Consider the following 19705-nt stretch of genomic DNA (forward strand, 5'->3'; position numbering starts at 1 on the left):
CCTTTTGCTGCCAGGAAAAACCGGCGTCAGTGGCTGTGCGCCCCCGCTGCGGGCGGCAGCAGTTTAACGCCGGCGGCCGGCTTGGCCGGGGCTTTGTTGCCGGCTGGGATCTCTTCCCAACGCGTTTCGCCGCGCACGCATTGCTGCACCACTTTAAACCATACGCTTTCACCTGCGCGCTCGGGCAGGGTGCCGCGGAACACGAACTCGTCATAAAAGTCGTCCGGCAGCATGCCGCCGCGCCACTCGATTTCGGTGACGTCTTCGGTGACTTGGGTGCCGTGGTTATCAAACGGCACCACACTGCGTTTGACGGTACTCAGCTGCCAGCCCGCCTTGGGCATCGGTTTGGCCAGACGGAAGCCCTCCGGCAGCAGCACGCGAATGCTGGTGGTGGGACTACCGTCGCAGCCGTGCGGCACGCGCAACACGGCCTTGTAACCGCTACCGGCGACGGCTTGCTGGGTTTCCAGGCTGACGTGGGCCAGGGCGGGCAGGGTGGTCAGCGCCACCACGGCGCCAAGCAGCAGGGTTTTCATGGTATGAGCTCCAAACGGATGGGTTTGGGTTGGGAGTCTAGGCAGCTGCAGGCGCGCTGGCCATGCGGCAAATTGCCGCAGTGGCCGCTTACTCGCGGTGGTAGGGATGGTTGTTCAGGATGGAGTAGGCGCGGTACAGCTGTTCGGCCAGCAGTACGCGCACCATGCCGTGCGGCAGCGTCATGGCCGACAGCTGCAGCATGATGTCGGCGCGCGCTTTCAGCGCTTGTGACAGGCCGTCGGCACCGCCGATAACGATGCAGATGTCGTCACCGCCGGCCATCCAGTCTTTCATGGCGCCGGCCAGTTGCACCGAGGTCCAGTTCTTGCCGCGCTCGTCCAGGATGACGAGCTTGCTGCGCGGGGGGATGGCCGCCACGATGCGCTCGTGCTCGGCGGCAATGCCTTTTTCGGCGGTGACGCCGCCGCCGCGTTTTTCCGGCTTGATTTCTTTCAGCTCGAACTGGATGTCGCGACCGAAGCGCTTGCTGTAGTCGGCAAAGGCGTCGTCGACCCAGCGCGGCATTTTGCTGCCCACGGCCAGCAGGGTGATCTTCATGCTTGCTCCTGAAACGCGGTTGGCCGCAACGCCTTGCGGCATTGCGGCCAACCTTGTGTGGCTACGGCTTGGTGTGTGTACGGCCCGCCCGGCGTTGTCGCCATGGCGCTGGCGCGCCCATGCCGGACCGTGACAACAGGCTTAAACGGCCGCGTTCCAGGGGCGACCGCCCACCGGCACGAAGGACGGCTTCTGGCCGCCCCACAGGGCTTCGATATCGTAGTAGTCGCGCACGGCCGGCAGCATCACGTGTACTACCACGTCACCGGCGTCGACCAGTACCCATTCGCCGCTTTCGTGGCCTTCGGTACCCACCAGTTCAATGCCTTTTTCTTTCAGCGAGACGGCCACGTTGTTGGCCAGGGCTTTCACTTGGCGGTTGGAGTCGCCGGTGCAGACGATCAGGCGCGAAAACAGCGAGGTCAGCTGGGTGGTATCCATCTCGACGATGTCTTTGCCTTTTACATCTTCGAGGGCTTCGATGGCCAGTTTGGCGATGTCTTGAACTTCCATGGTATTCCTTGAGTCATTTTTCGGGGACGTAATGGCACGTCAGCGTCCGGTGTCGAAAGAGGTCCCGTAAAGAACGAACGGCCGCGGACAGCGGCGCGTGCGGGTGCTGCCTGCCACTGTCTACCGGTATAGCTGGTGCTGGCGGATATAGGCCAGAACCGGCTTGGCAATCTGCCCGCTGCAGTCTTCGCCCTGGGCCAGTTGCGTACGCAGCTGGGTGGCGGAGAGGGGGACGGGTGGCAAGGTCAGGGCGCGCATTGTACCGGAAGGCGCGCTGTTTGAAAAATCAGCCACTTGCGCCGCCTGCCAGCGGCGGGCGATGTCGGGGTGCAAGTGTGCGGGGTCGAAGCCGGGTCGCACGGCCACCGCCAGGTTGGCCACGTCGAACAACTCGCGCCAACGGTGCCAGGTGTGCAGGTTTTGCAGCGAGTCGCCGCCTACCAGAAACCATAGTGCGCTGCCGGCGGGCAGCTCGGCGCGGATTTCTTCCAGTGTTTCGATGGTGTAGGCGTGGCGCGGGCGGTGTACCTCGCGGTCGTCTGCCAGCCAGCCGGGGCGGCCGGCAATGGCCAGCTGCAGCATGGCCAGCCGCTGTTCGGCACTGGCCTGCGGCCCTTGTGCGCGGTGGTAGGGTTGGCCGGCCGGCACCAGGTGCAGCTGTGTCAGCCGGCATTGCTGCCAGAAGGCGTCGGCCATGCGCAGGTGGGCAGCGTGCACCGGGTCGAAGGTGCCGCCGAACACGCCGACGCACGGCAAGCGGTTAGCCGGCGTAGCCATCCACAATCAGGTCGAGCTGGCCGGTAGCCGGGTGGATGACCAGGCCGTGTACCGGGATGTCTTTGGGCATCAGCGGGTGGCTGCGGATGGTACTGACGGTGTGGCGTACGCTGTCTTGCACGTTATCGAAGCCTTTCAGCCAGCCGTCCAGGTCGATGCCGGCACCGCGCAGCGTGCTGATGGTGTCGGCGCTGACGCCGCGTTCTTGTGCGTTGGCCAGAATACGAGCCGGGTCGATGGCGCGCATGCCGCAGTCGTGGTGGGCAACGACGCACACTTCTTCGGCGCGCAGTTCGTACACGGCCACCAGCAGGCTGCGCATCACCGAGCCCCACTGGTGGGTCACCAGTGCGCCGGCGTTCTTGATCAGCTTGGCGTCGCCGTTCTTCAGGCCCATGGCCTTGGGCAGCAGCTCGACCAGGCGGGCGTCCATGCAGGCCAGTACCGCCAGGTTTTTGTCCGGAAACTTGTCGGTCTGGAATTGTTCGTACTCGCGCGCTTCCACGAAGGCGCGGTTATGTTCCAGCAGGGAATTCAGCAGTCCCATCGGGTTCTCCTTGTCGCCGCCGGCGGGGCACCGGGCTGGGTGGCCACCGGCAGGGGTAGCGTGGCCGCAGCCGGGTCTGGCCGGGCGGCACGGTTGGCAGGCCACGGGTGGTAGCCGCCGCTACGGGCTATTTGGTGTGTTTGCTCTATCGATAGCGGGCGCCATGCTACCACGCCGCTGCCATTCATGGCGCAAGCGGCTTGCGCAGGCACAGCTGGCGTTTGGCGACGTGGTAGCCCTGGCGCTGGTAGAAACGGTGGGCATCGCTGCGTTGTTCGTGGCTGCGCAGGGTGATCAGCGTCAGCCCCTGTTGCCGTGCCCAGCTTTCGGCGGCATCGAGTAGCTGGCTACCGATACCCTGGCCGCGGGCGGCTTCTGCCACCACCAGGCCGCCGATTTCCAGCGCCGGGTCGGATTCCAACAGCGGGCGCACGTAGCCGTGCAGCCAGCCGCATACGCGGCCCTCGCTTTCTGCCACCAAGATCAGGTGCACGTCCGGCCGGGCCAGCAGGGCGGCCAACCTGGGCGCCAGCTGTGCCGGCGTGGCCGGGTAGCCCAGTTGGCCGCATAGCGGCGCCAGGGCGGCGAGGTCGTCGGGGCGGGCGGGGCGCAGCGTTACCATCGCGAGTAGTGGTCTTCGGTGACGCCGGCCAGTTGCTGCACCGGATAGGCGCGGCCGGTCTCGGGGTGGATCAGGGTGCCGCTGAAGTGGCCTATGGGCTGGATATAGCGGCTGGCGGCGATGAACAGGTCCTTGTTTTCGGCGCGGGCGCCTTCGGGGTGGAATTGCAGGTCGACCGCGCCATCTTCGGTGTGGATGCGCCACGGTGCCAGCGGGTTGGCCGCATCGTACTCGAAATGGGCTGCCGCCACCGGCAGCAGCTGGCCGTCCAGCCACACTGCGTTTTCGGCGTCCCCCATATAACCGGCCTGCAGGTTGAAGCCTAGCCCCGGTGCGTGGGCGCTGGCCCAGCGCCAGCGGGTTTCGCGCGCCAGCAGGCCGTTTGAAGCGTCCAGGCTGGCGCTGGCGCCATCCAGCGCAAAGCGCTCCCCGCCTGCCTCGGCAAAGCCGCTCACCGACAGGGCGCTGCTTTTATGGGTGGCGTGCGCTTGCCAGTTGGCGGGTGCGATCACCGCCAGCGTCTGGTCGGCTGCCGGCAGCGCGATATGCGCGGCCAGCTTGAAACCGTCGGTATTGATAGTGAGCTCCAGCCGCTGCTCGGCCCGACGGAAGGCAATGCGCTGGCCGCCGCGCTGGAAGGTGGCATCGCCGAAGGGGCGGTTTTCCAGCTGGGCCGAAAGCAGTGGCAGGCCATCGGCGCTGAAATCCGCCAGCAGGCAGCGCTGGCGGCGGTCAAACAGGTAGGCAAAAGCGGTGCTGATCCAGCCCACATCCACCACGGCCACGCCGATGAAATAGTGCTCGTGCGCCAGCGCCGCGTACTGCCAGCGCTTGTGATGCAGCGGCCGCAGCAGGCGTTGCCACGGCGATAGCTGCAACGCTTGCCACGATAAGTGGTCTATCTGGCCGCGGTAGGTACCGAAGGCCGGAATGCCGCGCTCGTGCACCAGCTTGGCAGGGGCCGGCGGAAGGACACTGGAAACCATGGCAGGGGCGGTGCGTACCGCAACAGTGGACATGGCAGCAGTCTAGCGCACAATGGCCTGTTGGCGGGTGATGCCGGCATGTTGGCCACGTTAGGGTGTCAGATGACGGCAGCTTGTCTGGCCAGATGCGCTACGGCAACGTCATTGTGTTGTCATGCTGCGACACCGCCACTGGCCGTGTGCTCAGGCGCAAGCAGTGAGAGTCGTAATCAATCCTGCTACTATTTGTCAGGTTTTGTTACATTGGTGGCAGCTTTCACTCGGCGATTAAGCCGGCTGGCCGCTTGGCCGGGTGGCATGTCATAGTGCTGGCATCGGCTTGGCTTTTACACTATCAATAAATGCATAATATCCACACCCTGCGGTGGACCAAGACAGAGACAGATATAGAGGGTCATCACATGGATTTGACTGTGTTGCACGATAACGCCAACCGCGCGGCCAGCCTGCTGAAGAGTCTGGCCAACCCCGACCGGTTGCTGTTGTTGTGCCAGCTGGTCGCTGGCGAGCGCACCGTGTCGGAGCTGGAAAAGCTCACCGGCATCCGCCAGCCTACCCTGTCGCAGCAACTGGGCGTGCTGCGCAACGAAGCGCTGGTCAGCACCCGCCGCGAAGGCAAATGGATCTACTACCGCGTGGCCAGCCAGGAAGCGCTGTCCATTCTGGAGACCCTGTACGGCCTGTATTGCGGTCAGCAGCCCGACGCCGTTTGCGACCTGGAACCGCGCGACTGACCCGGCCTGCCACATTCCGCCGCGCCGGTGCCGGGTGGCGGAATGTGACGATCAGCCCGACCACAGCCCTGCTGGTGCAAGCCGGCAGGGCTGCAACTTTTCCGCAGCCCCCTCTATCATACCGGCATGACGCTACCTTCCCGCCTGGTTGCCCTGGCAACCGCCTTGTCCCTGCTTGGGTCTGCCACCGCCAGCAGCGCGCACGAGCTGCCCAATCTGGGCACCGTCGCCGAGTCGGCGTTGTCGCAAGCCGACGAAAACCGCATTGGTCGTGACATCCTGCGCTCGCTGCGCGACGAAGGCGACGTCATCGACGATGCCGAAGTGGGCGATTACTTGAACGATCTGGGCCGCACGCTGGCGGCCACCGCGCAGGCGCCGCAGCTGCAGTTCAACTTTTTCGCCGTCAACGATCGCAGCATCAACGCGTTTGCCTTGCCTGGCGGCGTCATTGGCGTCCACAGCGGCCTGTTGTTGAGCGCGCAAAGCGAAGCCGAGGTGGCCGCGGTGCTGGCGCACGAGATTGCCCACGTCACCCAGCGCCACCTGGCGCGCATGCAGGAAAACCAGGGGCGCAGCCAGCTCTGGCTGTTGGCCGCCGTGCTGGCCGGCGCGCTGGCCGGTGCCCGCAGCAGCAATAGTGATGCGACCTTTGCCGCCATCAATGCCGGCGTCGGCTTGTCCGCCAGCCAGCAACTGGCCTATAGCCGCGATTTCGAGCGCGAGGCCGACCGCCTGGGCATGCAGTATCTGGTGGCAGCCGGCTACGACCCGCGCGCCATGCCCGCTTTTTTCCAGCGCCTGCAGCAGGACCAGCGCCACAACGACAACAACAGTTTCGGTTTTCTGCGCACCCACCCGCTGACGGTGGAGCGCATCAGCGAAAGCCAGAGCCGCGCCCAGGCGTTCCCGCTGAAGATGCGGCCCAACAGTACCGATTTCCTGCTGATGCGTGAAAAACTGCGCGTGGTCACGCTGGGGAATGCCGATGCGGCCAGCTACTACCAGCTGGCCCTGCGCGATGGCCGTTACCTGGACAAAGGCGCCACCTTGTACGGCCAGGCGCGTACCTGGCTGGCGCAGGGCGATGTGGCGGCTGCTGCGGCGGCGATGCCGGCGCTGCTGCAGGCGCTGGGCCAGCATCCATCCGTACTGTTACTGGGCGGCGACATCCAGCGCGCTAGCGGCCAGTTGGCCGCGGCAGTCCAGACTTACCAGCAGGCCATGCAAACGTGGCCGGCGCGACGCGGCTTGCGGCTGGCCCTGATCGATACCCTGTTGCAGGCCGGCCGTGCTGCCGAGGCGCGCCAGGCCATCGACCAGGCCTTGCAGCGTTACGGCGACGACCCGTTGCTGTGGCGGCTGGCGGCCCGCAGTTATGGCGAAGCCGACCCCTTGCGTTACCACGCTGCGCTGGGCAACGCGTTCTTTTTCGAACAAAAGTTCGATTCCGCACGCTTGCAATACCAGCTGGCCAGCCGCGCCAAGGGCGATGACTTCTACCTGCGCTCGGCCATCGAAGCCCGTTTGCGCGAGCTGGACGCCCAGCGCCAGAGCGCGCCCTGAGCTGCTTTCGCCCCGCAGGGTGGCAGCGGCTCGGCAACGGTTGGCCGCCCAGGCGCGATTCCGCGCCGACGCCGTCTGGCCGCGCTTTGCGCGTAGTCGCGTCACAACAAGGTTACCTGCCTGTAGCAATCGCAAAAATACAACATGATGCGGCGCAATATCCCTGATTTTAAAGCTGCTTTTCAGTGAAAACCCCAATAGCCTATTCCGCCTGATTGCAGGCACGATTTACACTCTGCACCGTGTAAGAAAGTTTTCGTTTCCGCAAATTTTATTTGCGAAAATGTTCGCTTATAATCCGTGCTGTACCAAAGCGGCCCGTACCCCCGGGCCAGAAGCAAAATGCAGGGCGTCGCGACAAGGTGCCCCAAACAAGAATGTGAGGATGTGAGATGGCAGCAATCTACCCTGACGATATCGATCCGGTTGAAACCCACGAATGGACCGATGCGCTGGAGTCCGTACTGGACAACGACGGTGCGGAACGCGCCCATTTCCTGCTGGAAAAAATGGTTGAGCGCACCCGTCGTCGCGGCGCCCACCTGCCATTCGAAGCCACCACGGCTTACCAGAACACCATCCCGGTAGGCAAAGAACAGAAGTCGCCGGGCAACCACGAGCTGGAACACCGCGTCCGCTCCATCAACCGCTGGAACGCGATGGCCATGGTGCTGCGCGCCGGCAAAAAAGACCTGGAACTGGGTGGCCACATTGCCTCCTTCCAGTCGTCCGCCACCCTGTACGACGTCGGCTTCAACCACTTCTGGCGCGCCCACAACGACGAGCAAGAAGGCGATCTGGTGTACTTCCAGGGCCACATTGCCCCGGGCGTGTACGCTCGTGCCTTCCTGGAAGGCCGCATCTCCGAAGAGCAGATGGACAGCTTCCGCCAGGAAGTGGACGGCAACGGTCTGTCTTCCTACCCGCACCCGTGGCTGATGGAAGATTTCTGGCAGTTCCCTACCGTATCGATGGGCCTGGGCCCGTTGATGGCCATCTACCAAGCCCGTTTCCTGAAGTACCTGGAAAGCCGTGGCCTGGCCAAGACCCCGGGTCGCAAGGTGTGGTGCTTCTGCGGCGACGGCGAGATGGACGAACCGGAATCGCTGGGTGCCATCGCCCTGGCGGCGCGCGAAGGCCTGGACAACCTGGTATTCGTGATCAACTGCAACCTGCAGCGTCTGGACGGCCCGGTTCGCGGTAACGGCAAGATCATCCAGGAACTGGAAGGCGACTTCCGCGGTTCCGGCTGGAACGTGCTGAAAGTGATCTGGGGCTCGCGTTGGGACCCGCTGCTGGCCATGGACACCAAAGGCCTGCTGAAGAAGCGCATGGACGAGTGCGTGGACGGCGATTACCAGACGTTCAAATCCAAAGACGGCGCCTACGTTCGCGAACACTTCTTCGGCAAGTACCCGGAGCTGCGCGAGATGGTGGCCAACATGTCGGATGAGGAGATCTTCAACCTCAACCGCGGCGGCCACGACCCGCACAAGGTGTACGCGGCGTACTACGAAGCCACCCACAACGCCAACGGTCGTCCGACCGTGATCCTGGCCAAGACCATCAAGGGTTACGGCATGGGTTCCAGCGGCGAAGCCCAGAACGTGGCGCACCAGGCCAAGAAAATGGCGCTGGAAAACCTGCGCAAGTTCCGCGACCGTTTTGCCATCCCGATCTCCGATGAAGATCTGGAAAAAGTACCGTACTACAAGCCGGCCGAAGACAGCCCGGAAATGCAGTACATGCGCGAGCGCCGCGCTGCGCTGGGCGGCTACCTGCCGGCCCGCAAGCCGGTGAAAACCCCGCTGGCGGTACCGGGCCTGCACGTGTTCGACAGCCAGTTCACCGATTCCGGCGAGCGCGAGTTCTCCACCACCATGGCCTTCGTGCGTCAGCTGGGCATCCTGCTGAAAGACAAGAACATCGGCAAACAGATCGTGCCGATCGTGCCGGACGAATCGCGTACCTTCGGTATGGAAGGCATGTTCCGCCAGTACGGCATCTGGTCCACCCAAGGTCAGAACTACGTACCGCAGGATGCCGACCAGCTGATGTTCTACAAGGAATCCAAAGACGGCCAGATGCTGCAGGAAGGCATCAACGAGCCGGGCGCGATGTCCTCGTGGATTGCGGCAGCGACCAGCTACGCCAACCACGGCATCCCGATGATTCCGTTCTACATCTACTACTCGATGTTCGGCTTCCAGCGTATCGGCGACCTGGCCTGGGCAGCGGGCGACATGCGTGCCCGCGGCTTCATGCTGGGCGGCACTGCCGGCCGTACCACCCTGAACGGTGAAGGCCTGCAGCACGAAGACGGCCACAGCCACATCCAGGCCGGCCTGATCCCGAACTGCATCAGCTACGATCCGACCTTCGCCTACGAGCTGGCCGTAATCCTGCAGGACGGTCTGCGCCGCATGTATGTGGAACAAGAGGACGTGTTCTACTACATCACCCTGATGAACGAGAACTACACCCACCCGGCCATGCCGCAGGGCGCCGAAGACGGCATCCTGAAAGGGATGTACCTGTTCAAGGACGGCGGCGACGCCGAGGTGAAAGTACAGCTGATGGGCTCCGGCACCATCCTGCGCGAAGTGATTGCCGCCGCCGACCTGTTGCGCAACGACTTCGGCATCGCGTCCGACATCTGGAGCGTCACCTCCTTCAACCAGCTGCGTCGTGACGGCATGGAAGCCGCCCGCCACAACCTGCTGAACCCGGTTGGCGAGCAACGCGCGTCCTACGTGGAACAGCAGCTGGCCGGCCGCAGTGGCCCGGTGGTGGCAGCAACCGACTACATCCGCAACTACGCCGACCAGATCCGCGAATACGTACCGGGTCGCTACGTGGTGCTGGGTACCGACGGTTTCGGCCGCTCCGACAGCCGCGCCAAGCTGCGCGAGTTCTTCGAAGTGAACCGTTACTACGTGGTGGTTGCCGCCCTGTCGGCACTGGCACGCGAGGGCAAGGTAGACGGCGCCCGCGTACAGGAAGCCATCACCAAGTACGGCATCAACGTGAACAAGCTGCCGAGCTGGAAGGTATAAGCCGCCTGCGGCCAACCTTGGGGCAGGGCGCGCCGCACGGCGCCCCTGCACTAGCCGAATAGAGGCAGCCGGCGCCGTGGCGCCTGCTGCCCCACGATGTGGATAAAGCCATGAGCAATCTGATCGAACTGAAAGTGCCCGACATCGGTGGGCACAGCAATGTAGACATCATCGAAGTATTCATCCAGCCGGGTCAGACCGTTGCCGTTGACGACAGCCTGATCACGCTGGAAACCGACAAGGCCACCATGGAAGTGCCGGCCGAAGCCGCTGGTGTGGTGAAAGAAGTGCGCGCGGTACTGGGCGGCAAGATCTCCGAAGGCGACGTCATCGCCATCATCGAAGTGGGCGCTGCGGCGGCCGCGCCGGCGCCGGCTGCTGCCGTGGCTGCCCCGGTGGCTGCTGCACCGGCTCCGGTAGCCGCCCCGGCACCGGCCCCTGCGGCTGCCCCGGCCGCTGCGGCCAACGTTGGCCGCAGCGAGATCCGCATTCCGGACATCGGCGGCCACAGCGGTGTGGACGTGATCGAGGTATCGGTCAAAGTAGGTGACGAGATCAAGGTGGACGACAGCCTGATCACGCTGGAAACCGACAAGGCCACCATGGAAGTGCCGGCTACCGCCGCCGGCCGCGTGGTGGAAGTGAAGGTGAAAGTAGGCGACAAGGCCAGCGAAGGCGACCTGATCGTGGTGGTAGAAGGTGCCGGCGCCGCCGCTGCACCGGCTACTGCCGCGCCGGCCCCCGTAGCCGCTGCGCCGGCCCCTGCCGCCGCCCCTGCCCCGGTAGCCGTGCCGGCCGCCGCCCCGGTAGTGGCCCCGGTGGCCGCTGCCGTGGCTGCCGCGTTCAACGAAGCCGGTTTTGCCAAGTCGCACGCCGGCCCGTCGGTACGCAAGCTGGCGCGCGAACTGGGCGTGGACCTGTCCAAGGTGAAGGGTTCCGGTCGCAAAGGCCGTATCGTTGAAGACGACGTGAAGGGCTTCGTGAAAGCCATCATGCAGAACCCGGCTGCCCTGGCACCGGCTGCCGCCGCACCGGCAGGCAGCGGCGTGGGCCTGGACCTGCTGCCGTGGCCGAAGGTGGACTTCGCCAAGTTCGGCCCGATCGAAACCAAGCCGCTGTCGCGCATCCAGAAGATTTCTGGCGCCAACCTCAGCCGCAACTGGGTGATGATCCCGCACGTCACGTTCAACGACGAGTGCGACATTACCGAGCTGGAAGACTTCCGCAAGACCATCGGCAAGGAATGGGAAAAGTCCGGCCTGAAGATCAGCCCGCTGGCCTTCATCATCAAGGCTGCCGCCGAAGCGCTGAAGGCGTTCCCCACCTTCAACAGCTCGCTGGACGGTGACAACCTGGTGCTGAAGCAGTACTACCACATCGGCTTTGCTGCCGACACGCCGAACGGCCTGGTGGTACCGGTGATCAAGAACGTGGACCAGAAGGGCATCAAGCAGATCGCCAAGGAGCTGACCGAGCTGTCCGCGCTGGCGCGCGACGGCAAGCTGAAGCCGACCGATATGCAAGGCGCTACCTTCACCATCTCGTCCTTGGGCGGCATTGGCGGCACCAGCTTCACCCCGATCGTGAATGCGCCGGAAGTGGCCATCCTCGGCGTGTGCAAGAGCCAGATCAAGCCGGTATGGAACGGCAAGGAGTTTGCACCGCGCCTGATGTGCCCGCTGAGCTTGTCCTTCGACCACCGCGTGATCGACGGCGCCGCTGCGGCCCGCTTCACCGTGTACCTGGGCAAGCTGCTGTCCGACGTACGTCGCCTGATCCTGTAATCACCGGTAGGGTGGGCAAAGGCCCATGGCCGTGCCCACCACACAGTAATGGCGGGCAGGCGATGCCTTGCCCGCCCTATATTGCGGATGGAAAACCATGAGCAATCTGATTGAACTGAAAGTGCCGGACATCGGCGGCCACAGCAATGTGGACGTGATCGAAGTGTTCGTGAAAGTGGGCGACACCGTTGCCAAGGACGACAGCCTGATCACGCTGGAAACCGACAAGGCCACCATGGAAGTGCCGGCCGAACACGCTGGCGTGGTGAAAGAGCTGCGTACCGCCGTGGGCGGCAAGATTTCCGAAGGCGACGTCATTGCCGTGATCGAAGCCGCTGGCGCCGCTGCGGCCGCCAGCCCGGCACCGGCAGCTGCGCCGGCAGCCGAGGCACCGAAAGCTGCCCCGGCCCCGGTTGCTGCGCCGCAAGCGGCCAGCCACGCCGGTGCTGCCGACATCGAATGCGACGTGCTGGTACTGGGCGCCGGCCCTGGCGGTTACTCCGCCGCCTTCCGCGCGGCCGACCTGGGCCTGAAAGTGGTCCTGGTCGAGCGTTACGCCACCCTGGGCGGCGTGTGCCTGAACGTGGGCTGCATCCCGTCCAAGGCGCTGCTGCACAACGCGGCGGTGATCGACGAGGTGAAACACCTGGCCGCCAACGGCATCAAGTTTGCCGCGCCGGAAATCGACATCGACATGCTGCGTGGCTACAAGGAAAAAGTCATCGGCAAACTCACCGGTGGCCTGGCCGGCATGGCCAAGGCACGCAAGGTGCAAGTGGTGCGTGGTGTTGGCCAGTTCCTGGACCCGTACCACCTGCAGGTGGAAACCACCGAAGGCAGCGGTCAGGACAAGACCGGCGCCAAGCAGGTGATCAAGTTCAAGAACGCCATCATCGCCGCCGGTAGCCGCGTGGTGAATCTGCCGTTCATTCCGCAAGACCCGCGCATCGTGGATTCCACCGGCGCGCTGGAGCTGAAAACCGTCCCCGGCAAGATGCTGGTGATCGGTGGCGGTATCATCGGTCTGGAAATGGGCACCGTGTACTCCACGCTGGGCGCGCGCCTGGACGTGGTGGAAATGATGGACGGCCTGATGCAAGGCCCGGACCGTGATCTGGTGAAGGTATGGGAAAAGTACAACGCCCATCGCTTCGACAACATCATGACCGGCACCAAAACCGTGGCGGTAGAAGCCAAGGAAGACGGCATCTACGTGACCTTTGAAGGCGCCAAGGCCCCGAAAGAGCCGCAGCGTTACGACCTGGTACTGGTGGCTGCCGGCCGTGCACCGAACGGGAAGCTGATCGGCGCCGAAAACGCCGGCGTGGCCGTGACCGACCGCGGCTTCATCGAAGTGGACAAACAGCAGCGCACCAACGTGCCGCACATCTACGCCATCGGCGACATCGTTGGCCAGCCGATGCTGGCACACAAGGCGGTGCACGAGGCGCACGTGGCAGCCGAAAACTGCGCCGGCGGCAAATCCTACTTCGACGCCCGCGTGATTCCGGGCGTGGCCTACACCGACCCGGAAGTGGCCTGGGTAGGCGTGACCGAAGAGATCGCCAAGCGTGACGGCATCAAGATCGAAAAAGCGGTGTTCCCGTGGGCTGCCTCTGGCCGCGCGATCGCCAACGGTCGTGACGAAGGCTTCACCAAGCTGATTTTCGACGCCGAGACCCATCAGGTGATCGGCGGTGCCATCGTGGGTACCCACGCCGGCGACATGCTGGGCGAAATCTGCCTGGCGATCGAAATGGGCTGCGACGCCACCGACATCGGCAAGACCATCCATGCGCACCCGACCCTGGGCGAGAGCATCGGCATGGCCGCCGAAGTGGCACACGGCAGCTGCACCGACCTGCCGCCGCAACGCAAGAAGTAAACCCCGCGCCTGCGGCCAACGTTGGCCGCACGGCAAGGTAGCAAGGGCAAGCCCACGGGCTTGCCCTTTTTGCGTGCTGACGGCCGCGAGCGATCAGCCGTGCTGGCGGTAGCGCTGGATCATGGCCGGAGTAACGTCTTCGACGTAGCACAGCGGGGCCTGGCCGCCCGGGCGGCTGTAGGCGCTGCGTTTGCCGCACGCCCGGCCATTGGCTGTGCTGTTGTAGGGGCAGGGGCAGTTACCCGGGTAGCGGCGGATGGACTGCTGGATCAGTTGCTCGGCGATCTGCTGGTCGCTCAGTGTGGTAAGCGGGGCCTTGGCCAGGCTGGCTGTGCAGAGCAGGCAGCCTAGTGCGGCCAGCATCAGGTCGCGTGGGAGGGCGATCATGGTAAGTGCTCGTGGCTGGATTTGGCAGAGTATTTTATCGCCAATGAATAAATGCCGAATGATTTCTGATTTCAAATGTCAGTCTGATTGCCTTCGCTTGCCGCCAGGTGCTAGCCGCTGTGGCTGTTGCCTGTTGCTACCTTGTTAACGAAATTGACGTACCGCCCTGCTGTTTTTATCGTTGCGCTGGCATTTCTTGGTATGTCTACCAATACTGTGTCCATGTCGCAGACAGGGGCAAGACATGGACGTGAAGCAACGCATTCTGCAGGCCGGTGTGGCCCTGCTGTACGACGAGGGCTACCCGGCGCTCAGCCAGCCGCGCATCGCCAAGGCGGCCGGCGTCAGCCAGAGCCATCTCACTTACTACTTTCCTACCCGTGCCGACCTGTTGCTGGCGCTGGCCGAGCACTCGCTGGCGCAGGTACGTCAGGCCGACGCTACGCCGCAGGCGGGGCTGGTGGCCGGGGTCAGCTTTCTGCCGCGGGTGCGCATGCTGCTATCGCTGGTGCTGGCTGCCGATCAGGACCCGGCCTTGCGGCCAACCCTGGTGCAACTGGCCAGCCAGGTCCGCGCCATGCTGCGGCAATGGTTGCTCGCCGCCGGCTACGCGCCCAGCGACGCGCAACTGGCGGCGCTGCACGGCAGCCTGATCGGCCTGGGTCTGTTGAACCTGGGGCGGCAGAACGACGACAGCGCCGCCGAGATCGACGCCGGCCTGCAAGCCATGCTGGCATTGCTGCCGCGGGCGCAAGCAAACGGGGAGGGGCAAGCATGAAACAGATCCTGCTGGTGAGCCTGGCGCTGGGGCTGGCGGCGTGCCAGCCGGCGCCGTCGCAGACTTACGGCGGCTACGTGGAGGGCGAGTACGTTTATCTGTCGGCCCCGCAGGCCGGTTATCTGACGACGTTGGCCGCGCCGCGCGGCAGCACGGTGCAGGCCGGGCAGGCGCTGTTTACCGTGGAAGCGCAAAGCGACCGCTACGCAGTAGACGAGGCGGCGGCACGGCAACGCGCGGCCAGCGCCCGTGCCGGCAACCTGCAGCAAGGCCGCCGCAGCGAGGAGGTGGCCAGCTTGCAGGCCAGCCTGGCGGCGGCCGAGGCGGCACTGGTGCAGGCGACACGCCAATTGGCGCGCGAGCAGCAACTGGCGGCCAGCGGTTTTGTGTCCACGGCGCGGGTGGACGACGCCCGCAACGCACAGTCGCAAGCGCTAGCGCAGCGCGACAGCCTGCGCGCGCAGCTGCAACTGGCGCGCCAACCGCTCGGCCGCCAGGCCGAAGCCCAGGCGGCGCAGGCCGATGCCAGCGCGGCGGGTGCGCAGCTGGCGCAAAAAGCATGGCTGCTGGCGCGGCAGCAGGTGCAGGCACCGCAGGGCGGCGTGATCAGCGATACCTACTACCGCCCCGGCGAGTGGGTACCGGCGGGCAAAGCGGTTGCCAGCCTGTTACCCGCCAACGGGCGCCGCTTGCGCTTCTTCGTGCCGCAGCCGGTGCTGGCGCAACTGGCCGTTGGCAGCGAGATCGAGGCGCTGTGCGATGGTTGTGCAGCGCCGGTACGCGGGCGCATCGATTTCATCGCCAACCAGGCCGAATACACGCCGCCGGTGATCTATAGCGAAGGCCGCCGCGACAAGCTGCTGTTCCGCGTGGAGGCGTTACCGTTGCCCGGCCAGCCGGCTTTGCCACCAGGGCTGCCGCTAAGCGTACGCCTGCCGGCGAAGGGGGCCGCATGAACACCGCCGACCTCGCCATCGACGTGCGTGGCCTCAACAAGCACTTCGGCGACAAGCACGTGGTGTGCGACCTGACGCTGCAGGTTGGCCGCGGCCAGATTTTCGGCTTTCTCGGCCCCAATGGCAGCGGCAAGACCACGGCCATCCGCCTGCTGTGCGGCCTGCTGACGCCGGACAGCGGCGAGGGGCACTGCCTGGGGCTGGACGTACGCCGCGACAGCGCCGCCATCAAGCGGCAAGTGGGCTACATGACGCAGAAGTTCTCGCTGTGGGACGACCTGTCCATCGAGGAGAACCTGGACTTCGTGGCGCGCATGTTTTCGCTGCCGCAGCGGCGCGAGCGGGTACGGCAGGCGCTGCACGACCTGGGCCTGAGCGGCCGGCGCGGCCAACTGGCCGGCACGCTGTCCGGCGGCTGGAAGCAGCGGCTGGCCTTGGCCGCCTGCCTGCTGCATCAGCCCCGGCTGTTGCTGCTGGACGAGCCGACCGCCGGCGTGGACCCGCAGGCGCGGCGCGATTTCTGGGAGGAAATCCACCGCCTGTCGGCGCAGGGCATGACGGTGCTGGTGTCCACCCATTACATGGACGAGGCCGAACGCTGCCACCAACTGGCCTACATCGCCTACGGCAAGCTGCTGGCCACCGGCACCGCCGCCGAGATCGTGGCCGCGCAGCAGCTGCACACCTGGCTGCTCAGCGGCAACCATGCCGCCGCCACACTGGCGCAGTTGCGGCAGTTGCCCGGGGTGGAGCAGGTGGCCAGCTTTGGCCAGACGCTGCACATCAGCGGCCGCGATGGCGAAGCGCTGCAGCGCAGCTTGGGCGCGTTTGCCGCGCAGCACGGCCTGCAACTGCAAGCGGGCGAGGCCACGCTGGAAGACGCCTTCATGCACCTGATGCAAGGGGTGCAGGACCAGTTTGCGGGGGCATGACATGAACGGATTTTCCTTCGGCCGCTGGCTGGGCATCCTGCTGAAAGAGCTGACTCAGCTGCGCCGCGACCGCCTTACCTTCGGCATGATCGTGGTGTTGCCCATCGTGCAGCTGCTGCTGTTCGGCTACGCCATCAACAGCGACCCGCGCCAGTTACCTACCGCCGTGGTGATGGCCGACGGCGGGCCGTTTGCCCGCGCCTACGTGGCGGCGATGCGCAACAGCGACTACTTCGCCATCGGCCCGGCGCTGAGCGCCGACGAGGCCGAGCAGCAGCTGCAGCGCGGCCAGGTACAGTTTGTGGTGACCTTTCCGCCCGGCTTCAACCGCAGCGCACTGCGCGGCGAGCCGGCCAGCCTGCTGGTGGAAGCTGACGCCACAGACCCCAGCGCCACCGGCGGCGCCATCAACGTACTGAACCGCCTGGGCGCCGAGGTGCTGGCGGCCGATCTGCCAGGTTATGTGGCGGGTACGCCGCCGTTCGACCTGCGCGTGCACCGCCGCTACAACCCGGAAGGGCTGACCGCCTACAACGTGGTGCCCGGCCTGCTGGGGGTGATCCTCACCATGACCATGGTGCTGATGACGGCGCTGGCGATGACGCGCGAGCGCGAACGCGGCACCTTCGAAAACCTGATGGCCACGCCGGCCACGCCGCTGGAGATCATCAGCGGCAAGATGGTGCCCTACGTGATGATCGGCCTGCTGCAGGTGACGCTGACCTTGGCCGCGGCGCGCTGGCTGTTTGCGGTACCGATGCAGGGCAGCCTGCTGCTGCTGTACGGCGTGATCCTGGTCTTCATTGTGGCCAACCTGACGCTGGGCATTACCTTCAGCTCGCTGGCGCGCAACCAGCTGCAGGCCATGCAGCTGACGTTCTTTTTCTTTCTGCCGTCCATGCTGCTGTCCGGTTTCATGTTCCCGTTTCGCGGCATGCCGGCGTGGGCGCAGGCCATCGGCGAGCTGCTGCCGCTGACCCACTTCCTGATCCTGGTGCGCGGCATCCTGCTCAAGGGCAACGGCCTGCCGCTGCTGTGGCCGGCAATCTGGCCGCTGTTGCTGTTCATCGCGCTGGTACTGGCGGTGTGCCTGAAAACGTTCCGCCGCACGCTGGATTGATGCGCGCCGGCAAGGCGGCGCTGCCGTATTCGCTATAATGCAGTGTCCTAGCCAACCGCCCGCCGAGGCCCGCCTGCCAATGAACAAGCTCAACCTGGTTTCCCTGGACGGTACCCGCCCGCTGCAGTGTGGCGACTGCCGCGACGGTGGCGCGCTGGATTTCGCCTTCAGTTACGCCTACCACCCCATCATCGACGTGCGCTCGCGTACCGTGTTTGCGCATGAGGCGCTGGTGCGCGGGCCGGCTGGCGAGGGCGCGATGAGCGTGTTGGCACGGGTCAACAACAGCAACCGCTACCGCTTCGACCAGGCCTGCCGCGTCAAGGCCATCGAGATCGCTGCGCGGCTGGGTATGCAGAGCCGGCTGTCGATCAACTTTCTGCCCAACGCCATCTACCGGCCGGAGGTGTGCATCCGTACCACCTTGCAGGCGGCGCGTGAGCATGGTTTTCCTATCGAACAGATCATTTTCGAAACGGTGGAAAGCGAGCAGGTAAACGACGGCCACTGGCTGTCGCAGGTGTTCCGCGAGTACCGCCGCATCGGCTTCATGACTGCCATCGACGATTTTGGCGCCGGTTACGCCGGCCTGACGCTGCTGGCAGACTTCCAGCCCGACATCGTCAAGCTGGATATGGCGCTGGTGCGCGGTATCGAGCAAAAGCGCGCCAGCCGCATCATCGTGGCCAACGTGGCGCGCCTGTGCGACGAGCTGGGGGTGAAGGTGATTGCCGAAGGGGTGGAAACTGCCGCCGAGCTGGCCTGCCTGCAGGACATGGGCGTGCACCTGGTGCAGGGCTATCTGTTTGGCCAGCCGCGCTTCGAGCAATGCGTGCACGATATCGCCGAGGTGTGGCCGGCCGGGGTAGCTTTCAGCTCTTGACGATGGGCGTCTTGCGGATGAAGGCCTCGATGGCGTCGGTACCGGCGTAACCGATACCCATCAGGCTGTACACCATATCTCGGCTTATCGGTTGTGTCAGGTTGATATCCATCAGCAGAAAGCCGCTGCAGCCGGCGATGAAGCCGATCAGCAAACTGGTAAGCAGCCGGCCGGGCTCCAGTTCGCTGCGTACGCTTTTCTGGCTGGCTGCCAGATCGTCGTTCATCTTCTTCAGGCCGGCAATGACCCGTAAGCCCTGCCCCAGCATGCCCAGCAAGCCGGCCAGAGTCAGGCCGATCAACCAATCGTGCAGCATGGTGTACTCCTTGCATCGTGGACGACGCAGCCAAGATTGCCGTATCTGCTCAAGCATGGCATTTCCCGTGCAACACGTTGGCCGCGAGAGGTGGCTGCCGTGTCATCCCGCCTTGATATCCAACCGCTATTTATTGAAATTTCCGTAGCGGGAGGCGGTTGATGGCCTATTGCTGCGGCATGGCCGCAACAATTGTCTGCTGCTGCGAGGTGGGGTTCACCGGCAATGTCGCACAGGGTGATGGGCAGGCGGTCTCATCTCACAACACGCTCACGCTTGCTGTAGCGCACCCATCACCCAGCGCTGAATGCTGGCGGTGTCCATGGCGCCGGCCTGGCGTTTCACTTCGCGGCCGTTCACGAACAGCACCAGCGTGGGAATGCTGCGAATGTTGAAGCGCTGCCCCAGCGTGGTTTCGGTTTGGGTGTCGATCTTGGCAAAGCGTAGTTGCGGCAGCGCGGCGGCGGCCTGGGCGAAGGCGGGGCCCATCATCTGGCACGGGCCGCACCATGGCGCCCAGAAGTCCACCAGTACCGGGATGTCGTTACGGCTGAGGTGGCGTTCTGCGTTGTCCACGGTCAGGTTCACCGGCTTGCCATGCAGCAGCGGCTGGTGGCACTGGCCGCAATTGGGCTGGTCTTGCAGGCGGCTGGCGGGCACACGGTTGATGGCGTCGCAGTGCGGGCACACCAGATGGCGGGCGTCAGGGGTGGTCATCGGCGTTCTCCTTGAGGTACCCGGCGCACATGGTGGTGCCGACCAATC

General features: G+C 64.8%; 20 protein-coding genes. 10 read left to right on the plus strand and 10 right to left on the minus strand.

The annotated features are described in order from the left end of the window. Positions 1 to 26: 26 nt before the first annotated feature. From FLQ03_RS11460 to FLQ03_RS11490, 7 genes are all read right to left on the minus strand, one after another. The gene (locus tag FLQ03_RS11460; RefSeq protein WP_144370872.1) at positions 27 to 539 is read right to left on the minus strand and encodes a YcnI family copper-binding membrane protein; all 513 of its coding nucleotides are present in this window, start codon (positions 537 to 539) and stop codon (positions 27 to 29) included. Between the two features lie 88 nt (positions 540 to 627). Then, complete coding sequence (gene rlmH / locus FLQ03_RS11465) at positions 628 to 1098, minus strand: 23S rRNA (pseudouridine(1915)-N(3))-methyltransferase RlmH (protein ID WP_144370873.1); 471 nt, start codon at positions 1096 to 1098, stop codon at positions 628 to 630. Between the two features lie 141 nt (positions 1099 to 1239). Beyond that, entirely contained in the window at positions 1240 to 1611 is a 372-nt protein-coding gene (gene rsfS / locus FLQ03_RS11470) for a ribosome silencing factor (protein ID WP_144370874.1), read from the minus strand. A 120-nt stretch (positions 1612 to 1731) separates the two neighbouring features. Next, on the minus strand, positions 1732 to 2388 hold the full coding sequence (nadD, locus tag FLQ03_RS11475; RefSeq protein ID WP_144370875.1) for a nicotinate-nucleotide adenylyltransferase: 657 nt from the start codon (positions 2386 to 2388) through the stop codon (positions 1732 to 1734). After that, positions 2372 to 2935: a beta-class carbonic anhydrase gene (locus FLQ03_RS11480; protein WP_144370876.1), complete on the minus strand. Its 564-nt coding sequence runs from the start codon at positions 2933 to 2935 to the stop codon at positions 2372 to 2374. The genes nadD and FLQ03_RS11480 overlap by 17 nt, the downstream gene beginning before the upstream one ends. A gap of 184 nt (positions 2936 to 3119) precedes the next feature. After that, on the minus strand, positions 3120 to 3557 hold the full coding sequence (locus FLQ03_RS11485; RefSeq protein ID WP_144370877.1) for a GNAT family N-acetyltransferase: 438 nt from the start codon (positions 3555 to 3557) through the stop codon (positions 3120 to 3122). Continuing rightward, positions 3551 to 4576: a DUF2804 domain-containing protein gene (locus tag FLQ03_RS11490; protein WP_240802262.1), complete on the minus strand. Its 1026-nt coding sequence runs from the start codon at positions 4574 to 4576 to the stop codon at positions 3551 to 3553. Before FLQ03_RS11490 ends, FLQ03_RS11485 begins: the two co-directional genes overlap by 7 nt. Before the next feature lie 368 nt (positions 4577 to 4944). Here FLQ03_RS11490 and FLQ03_RS11495 point away from each other — a divergent pair, with 368 nt between their 5' ends. From FLQ03_RS11495 to lpdA, 5 genes are all read left to right on the plus strand, one after another. Further along, complete coding sequence (locus FLQ03_RS11495) at positions 4945 to 5277, plus strand: ArsR/SmtB family transcription factor (RefSeq protein WP_144370878.1); 333 nt, start codon at positions 4945 to 4947, stop codon at positions 5275 to 5277. Positions 5278 to 5403: 126 nt separating this feature from the next. Further along, on the plus strand, positions 5404 to 6843 hold the full coding sequence (locus FLQ03_RS11500) for a beta-barrel assembly-enhancing protease (protein WP_144370879.1): 1440 nt from the start codon (positions 5404 to 5406) through the stop codon (positions 6841 to 6843). A gap of 392 nt (positions 6844 to 7235) precedes the next feature. Beyond that, entirely contained in the window at positions 7236 to 9899 is a 2664-nt protein-coding gene (aceE, locus tag FLQ03_RS11505; RefSeq protein WP_144370880.1) for a pyruvate dehydrogenase (acetyl-transferring), homodimeric type, read from the plus strand. Between the two features lie 110 nt (positions 9900 to 10009). Beyond that, on the plus strand, positions 10010 to 11683 hold the full coding sequence (gene aceF / locus FLQ03_RS11510; protein WP_144370881.1) for a dihydrolipoyllysine-residue acetyltransferase: 1674 nt from the start codon (positions 10010 to 10012) through the stop codon (positions 11681 to 11683). Positions 11684 to 11780: 97 nt separating this feature from the next. After that, positions 11781 to 13568, plus strand: a complete 1788-nt coding sequence (gene lpdA / locus FLQ03_RS11515; RefSeq protein ID WP_144370882.1) for a dihydrolipoyl dehydrogenase — start codon at positions 11781 to 11783, stop codon at positions 13566 to 13568. 93 nt (positions 13569 to 13661) lie between these two features. Here lpdA and FLQ03_RS11520 read toward each other — a convergent pair whose 3' ends face one another. Beyond that, the gene (locus tag FLQ03_RS11520) at positions 13662 to 13955 is read right to left on the minus strand and encodes a hypothetical protein (protein ID WP_240802263.1); all 294 of its coding nucleotides are present in this window, start codon (positions 13953 to 13955) and stop codon (positions 13662 to 13664) included. A 244-nt stretch (positions 13956 to 14199) separates the two neighbouring features. On the opposite strand from FLQ03_RS11520, the gene FLQ03_RS11525 reads away from it, so the two are divergent. The 5 genes from FLQ03_RS11525 to FLQ03_RS11545 all read left to right on the plus strand — a co-directional run bounded on the left by FLQ03_RS11525 (position 14200) and on the right by FLQ03_RS11545 (position 18624). Beyond that, complete coding sequence (locus FLQ03_RS11525; protein ID WP_144370883.1) at positions 14200 to 14733, plus strand: TetR/AcrR family transcriptional regulator; 534 nt, start codon at positions 14200 to 14202, stop codon at positions 14731 to 14733. After that, the gene (locus FLQ03_RS11530; protein ID WP_144370884.1) at positions 14730 to 15689 is read left to right on the plus strand and encodes an HlyD family secretion protein; all 960 of its coding nucleotides are present in this window, start codon (positions 14730 to 14732) and stop codon (positions 15687 to 15689) included. Before FLQ03_RS11525 ends, FLQ03_RS11530 begins: the two co-directional genes overlap by 4 nt. Continuing rightward, positions 15686 to 16621, plus strand: coding sequence for an ABC transporter ATP-binding protein (locus tag FLQ03_RS11535; protein ID WP_144370885.1), 936 nt, complete (start codon positions 15686 to 15688; stop codon positions 16619 to 16621). Before FLQ03_RS11530 ends, FLQ03_RS11535 begins: the two co-directional genes overlap by 4 nt. A 1-nt stretch (position 16622) precedes the next feature. Beyond that, a complete protein-coding gene (locus FLQ03_RS11540) occupies positions 16623 to 17741 on the plus strand; it encodes an ABC transporter permease (protein ID WP_144370886.1) in 1119 nt (372 codons plus the stop codon). Between the two features lie 79 nt (positions 17742 to 17820). Then, positions 17821 to 18624, plus strand: coding sequence for an EAL domain-containing protein (locus FLQ03_RS11545; RefSeq protein ID WP_144370887.1), 804 nt, complete (start codon positions 17821 to 17823; stop codon positions 18622 to 18624). Here the strand turns inward: FLQ03_RS11545 and FLQ03_RS11550 are convergent. Both FLQ03_RS11550 and trxC read right to left on the minus strand, forming a co-directional pair. Beyond that, positions 18614 to 18940, minus strand: coding sequence for a hypothetical protein (locus tag FLQ03_RS11550; RefSeq protein ID WP_144370888.1), 327 nt, complete (start codon positions 18938 to 18940; stop codon positions 18614 to 18616). The genes FLQ03_RS11545 and FLQ03_RS11550 overlap by 11 nt on opposite strands. 270 nt (positions 18941 to 19210) lie before the next feature. Then, entirely contained in the window at positions 19211 to 19657 is a 447-nt protein-coding gene (gene trxC, locus FLQ03_RS11555) for a thioredoxin TrxC (protein WP_144370889.1), read from the minus strand. Positions 19658 to 19705 lie beyond the last annotated feature (48 nt).

The sequence above is a fragment of the Vogesella urethralis genome, assembly GCF_007644045.2.
GTDB classification, from domain to species: Bacteria; Pseudomonadota; Gammaproteobacteria; order Burkholderiales; family Chromobacteriaceae; genus Vogesella; species Vogesella urethralis.

Bases quoted from the DNA above. Each gene is read 5' to 3' on its own strand.
- rsfS (WP_144370874.1), bottom strand. From the start codon at position 1,611: ATGGAAGTTCAAGACATCGCCAAACTGGCCATCGAAGCCCTCGAAGAT.
- FLQ03_RS11495 (WP_144370878.1), top strand. From the start codon at position 4,945: ATGGATTTGACTGTGTTGCACGATAACGCCAACCGCGCGGCCAGCCTG.
- FLQ03_RS11520 (WP_240802263.1), bottom strand. From the start codon at position 13,955: ATGATCGCCCTCCCACGCGACCTGATGCTGGCCGCACTAGGCTGCCTG.
- FLQ03_RS11550 (WP_144370888.1), bottom strand. From the start codon at position 18,940: ATGCTGCACGATTGGTTGATCGGCCTGACTCTGGCCGGCTTGCTGGGC.
- FLQ03_RS11535 (WP_144370885.1), top strand. From the start codon at position 15,686: ATGAACACCGCCGACCTCGCCATCGACGTGCGTGGCCTCAACAAGCAC.
- FLQ03_RS11485 (WP_144370877.1), bottom strand. From the start codon at position 3,557: ATGGTAACGCTGCGCCCCGCCCGCCCCGACGACCTCGCCGCCCTGGCG.
- trxC (WP_144370889.1), bottom strand. From the start codon at position 19,657: ATGACCACCCCTGACGCCCGCCATCTGGTGTGCCCGCACTGCGACGCC.
- FLQ03_RS11540 (WP_144370886.1), top strand. From the start codon at position 16,623: ATGAACGGATTTTCCTTCGGCCGCTGGCTGGGCATCCTGCTGAAAGAG.
- FLQ03_RS11460 (WP_144370872.1), bottom strand. From the start codon at position 539: ATGAAAACCCTGCTGCTTGGCGCCGTGGTGGCGCTGACCACCCTGCCC.
- FLQ03_RS11480 (WP_144370876.1), bottom strand. From the start codon at position 2,935: ATGGGACTGCTGAATTCCCTGCTGGAACATAACCGCGCCTTCGTGGAA.
- lpdA (WP_144370882.1), top strand. From the start codon at position 11,781: ATGAGCAATCTGATTGAACTGAAAGTGCCGGACATCGGCGGCCACAGC.
- FLQ03_RS11490 (WP_240802262.1), bottom strand. From the start codon at position 4,576: ATGTCCACTGTTGCGGTACGCACCGCCCCTGCCATGGTTTCCAGTGTC.
- aceE (WP_144370880.1), top strand. From the start codon at position 7,236: ATGGCAGCAATCTACCCTGACGATATCGATCCGGTTGAAACCCACGAA.
- FLQ03_RS11530 (WP_144370884.1), top strand. From the start codon at position 14,730: ATGAAACAGATCCTGCTGGTGAGCCTGGCGCTGGGGCTGGCGGCGTGC.
- FLQ03_RS11525 (WP_144370883.1), top strand. From the start codon at position 14,200: ATGGACGTGAAGCAACGCATTCTGCAGGCCGGTGTGGCCCTGCTGTAC.
- aceF (WP_144370881.1), top strand. From the start codon at position 10,010: ATGAGCAATCTGATCGAACTGAAAGTGCCCGACATCGGTGGGCACAGC.
- nadD (WP_144370875.1), bottom strand. From the start codon at position 2,388: ATGGCTACGCCGGCTAACCGCTTGCCGTGCGTCGGCGTGTTCGGCGGC.
- FLQ03_RS11545 (WP_144370887.1), top strand. From the start codon at position 17,821: ATGAACAAGCTCAACCTGGTTTCCCTGGACGGTACCCGCCCGCTGCAG.
- FLQ03_RS11500 (WP_144370879.1), top strand. From the start codon at position 5,404: ATGACGCTACCTTCCCGCCTGGTTGCCCTGGCAACCGCCTTGTCCCTG.
- rlmH (WP_144370873.1), bottom strand. From the start codon at position 1,098: ATGAAGATCACCCTGCTGGCCGTGGGCAGCAAAATGCCGCGCTGGGTC.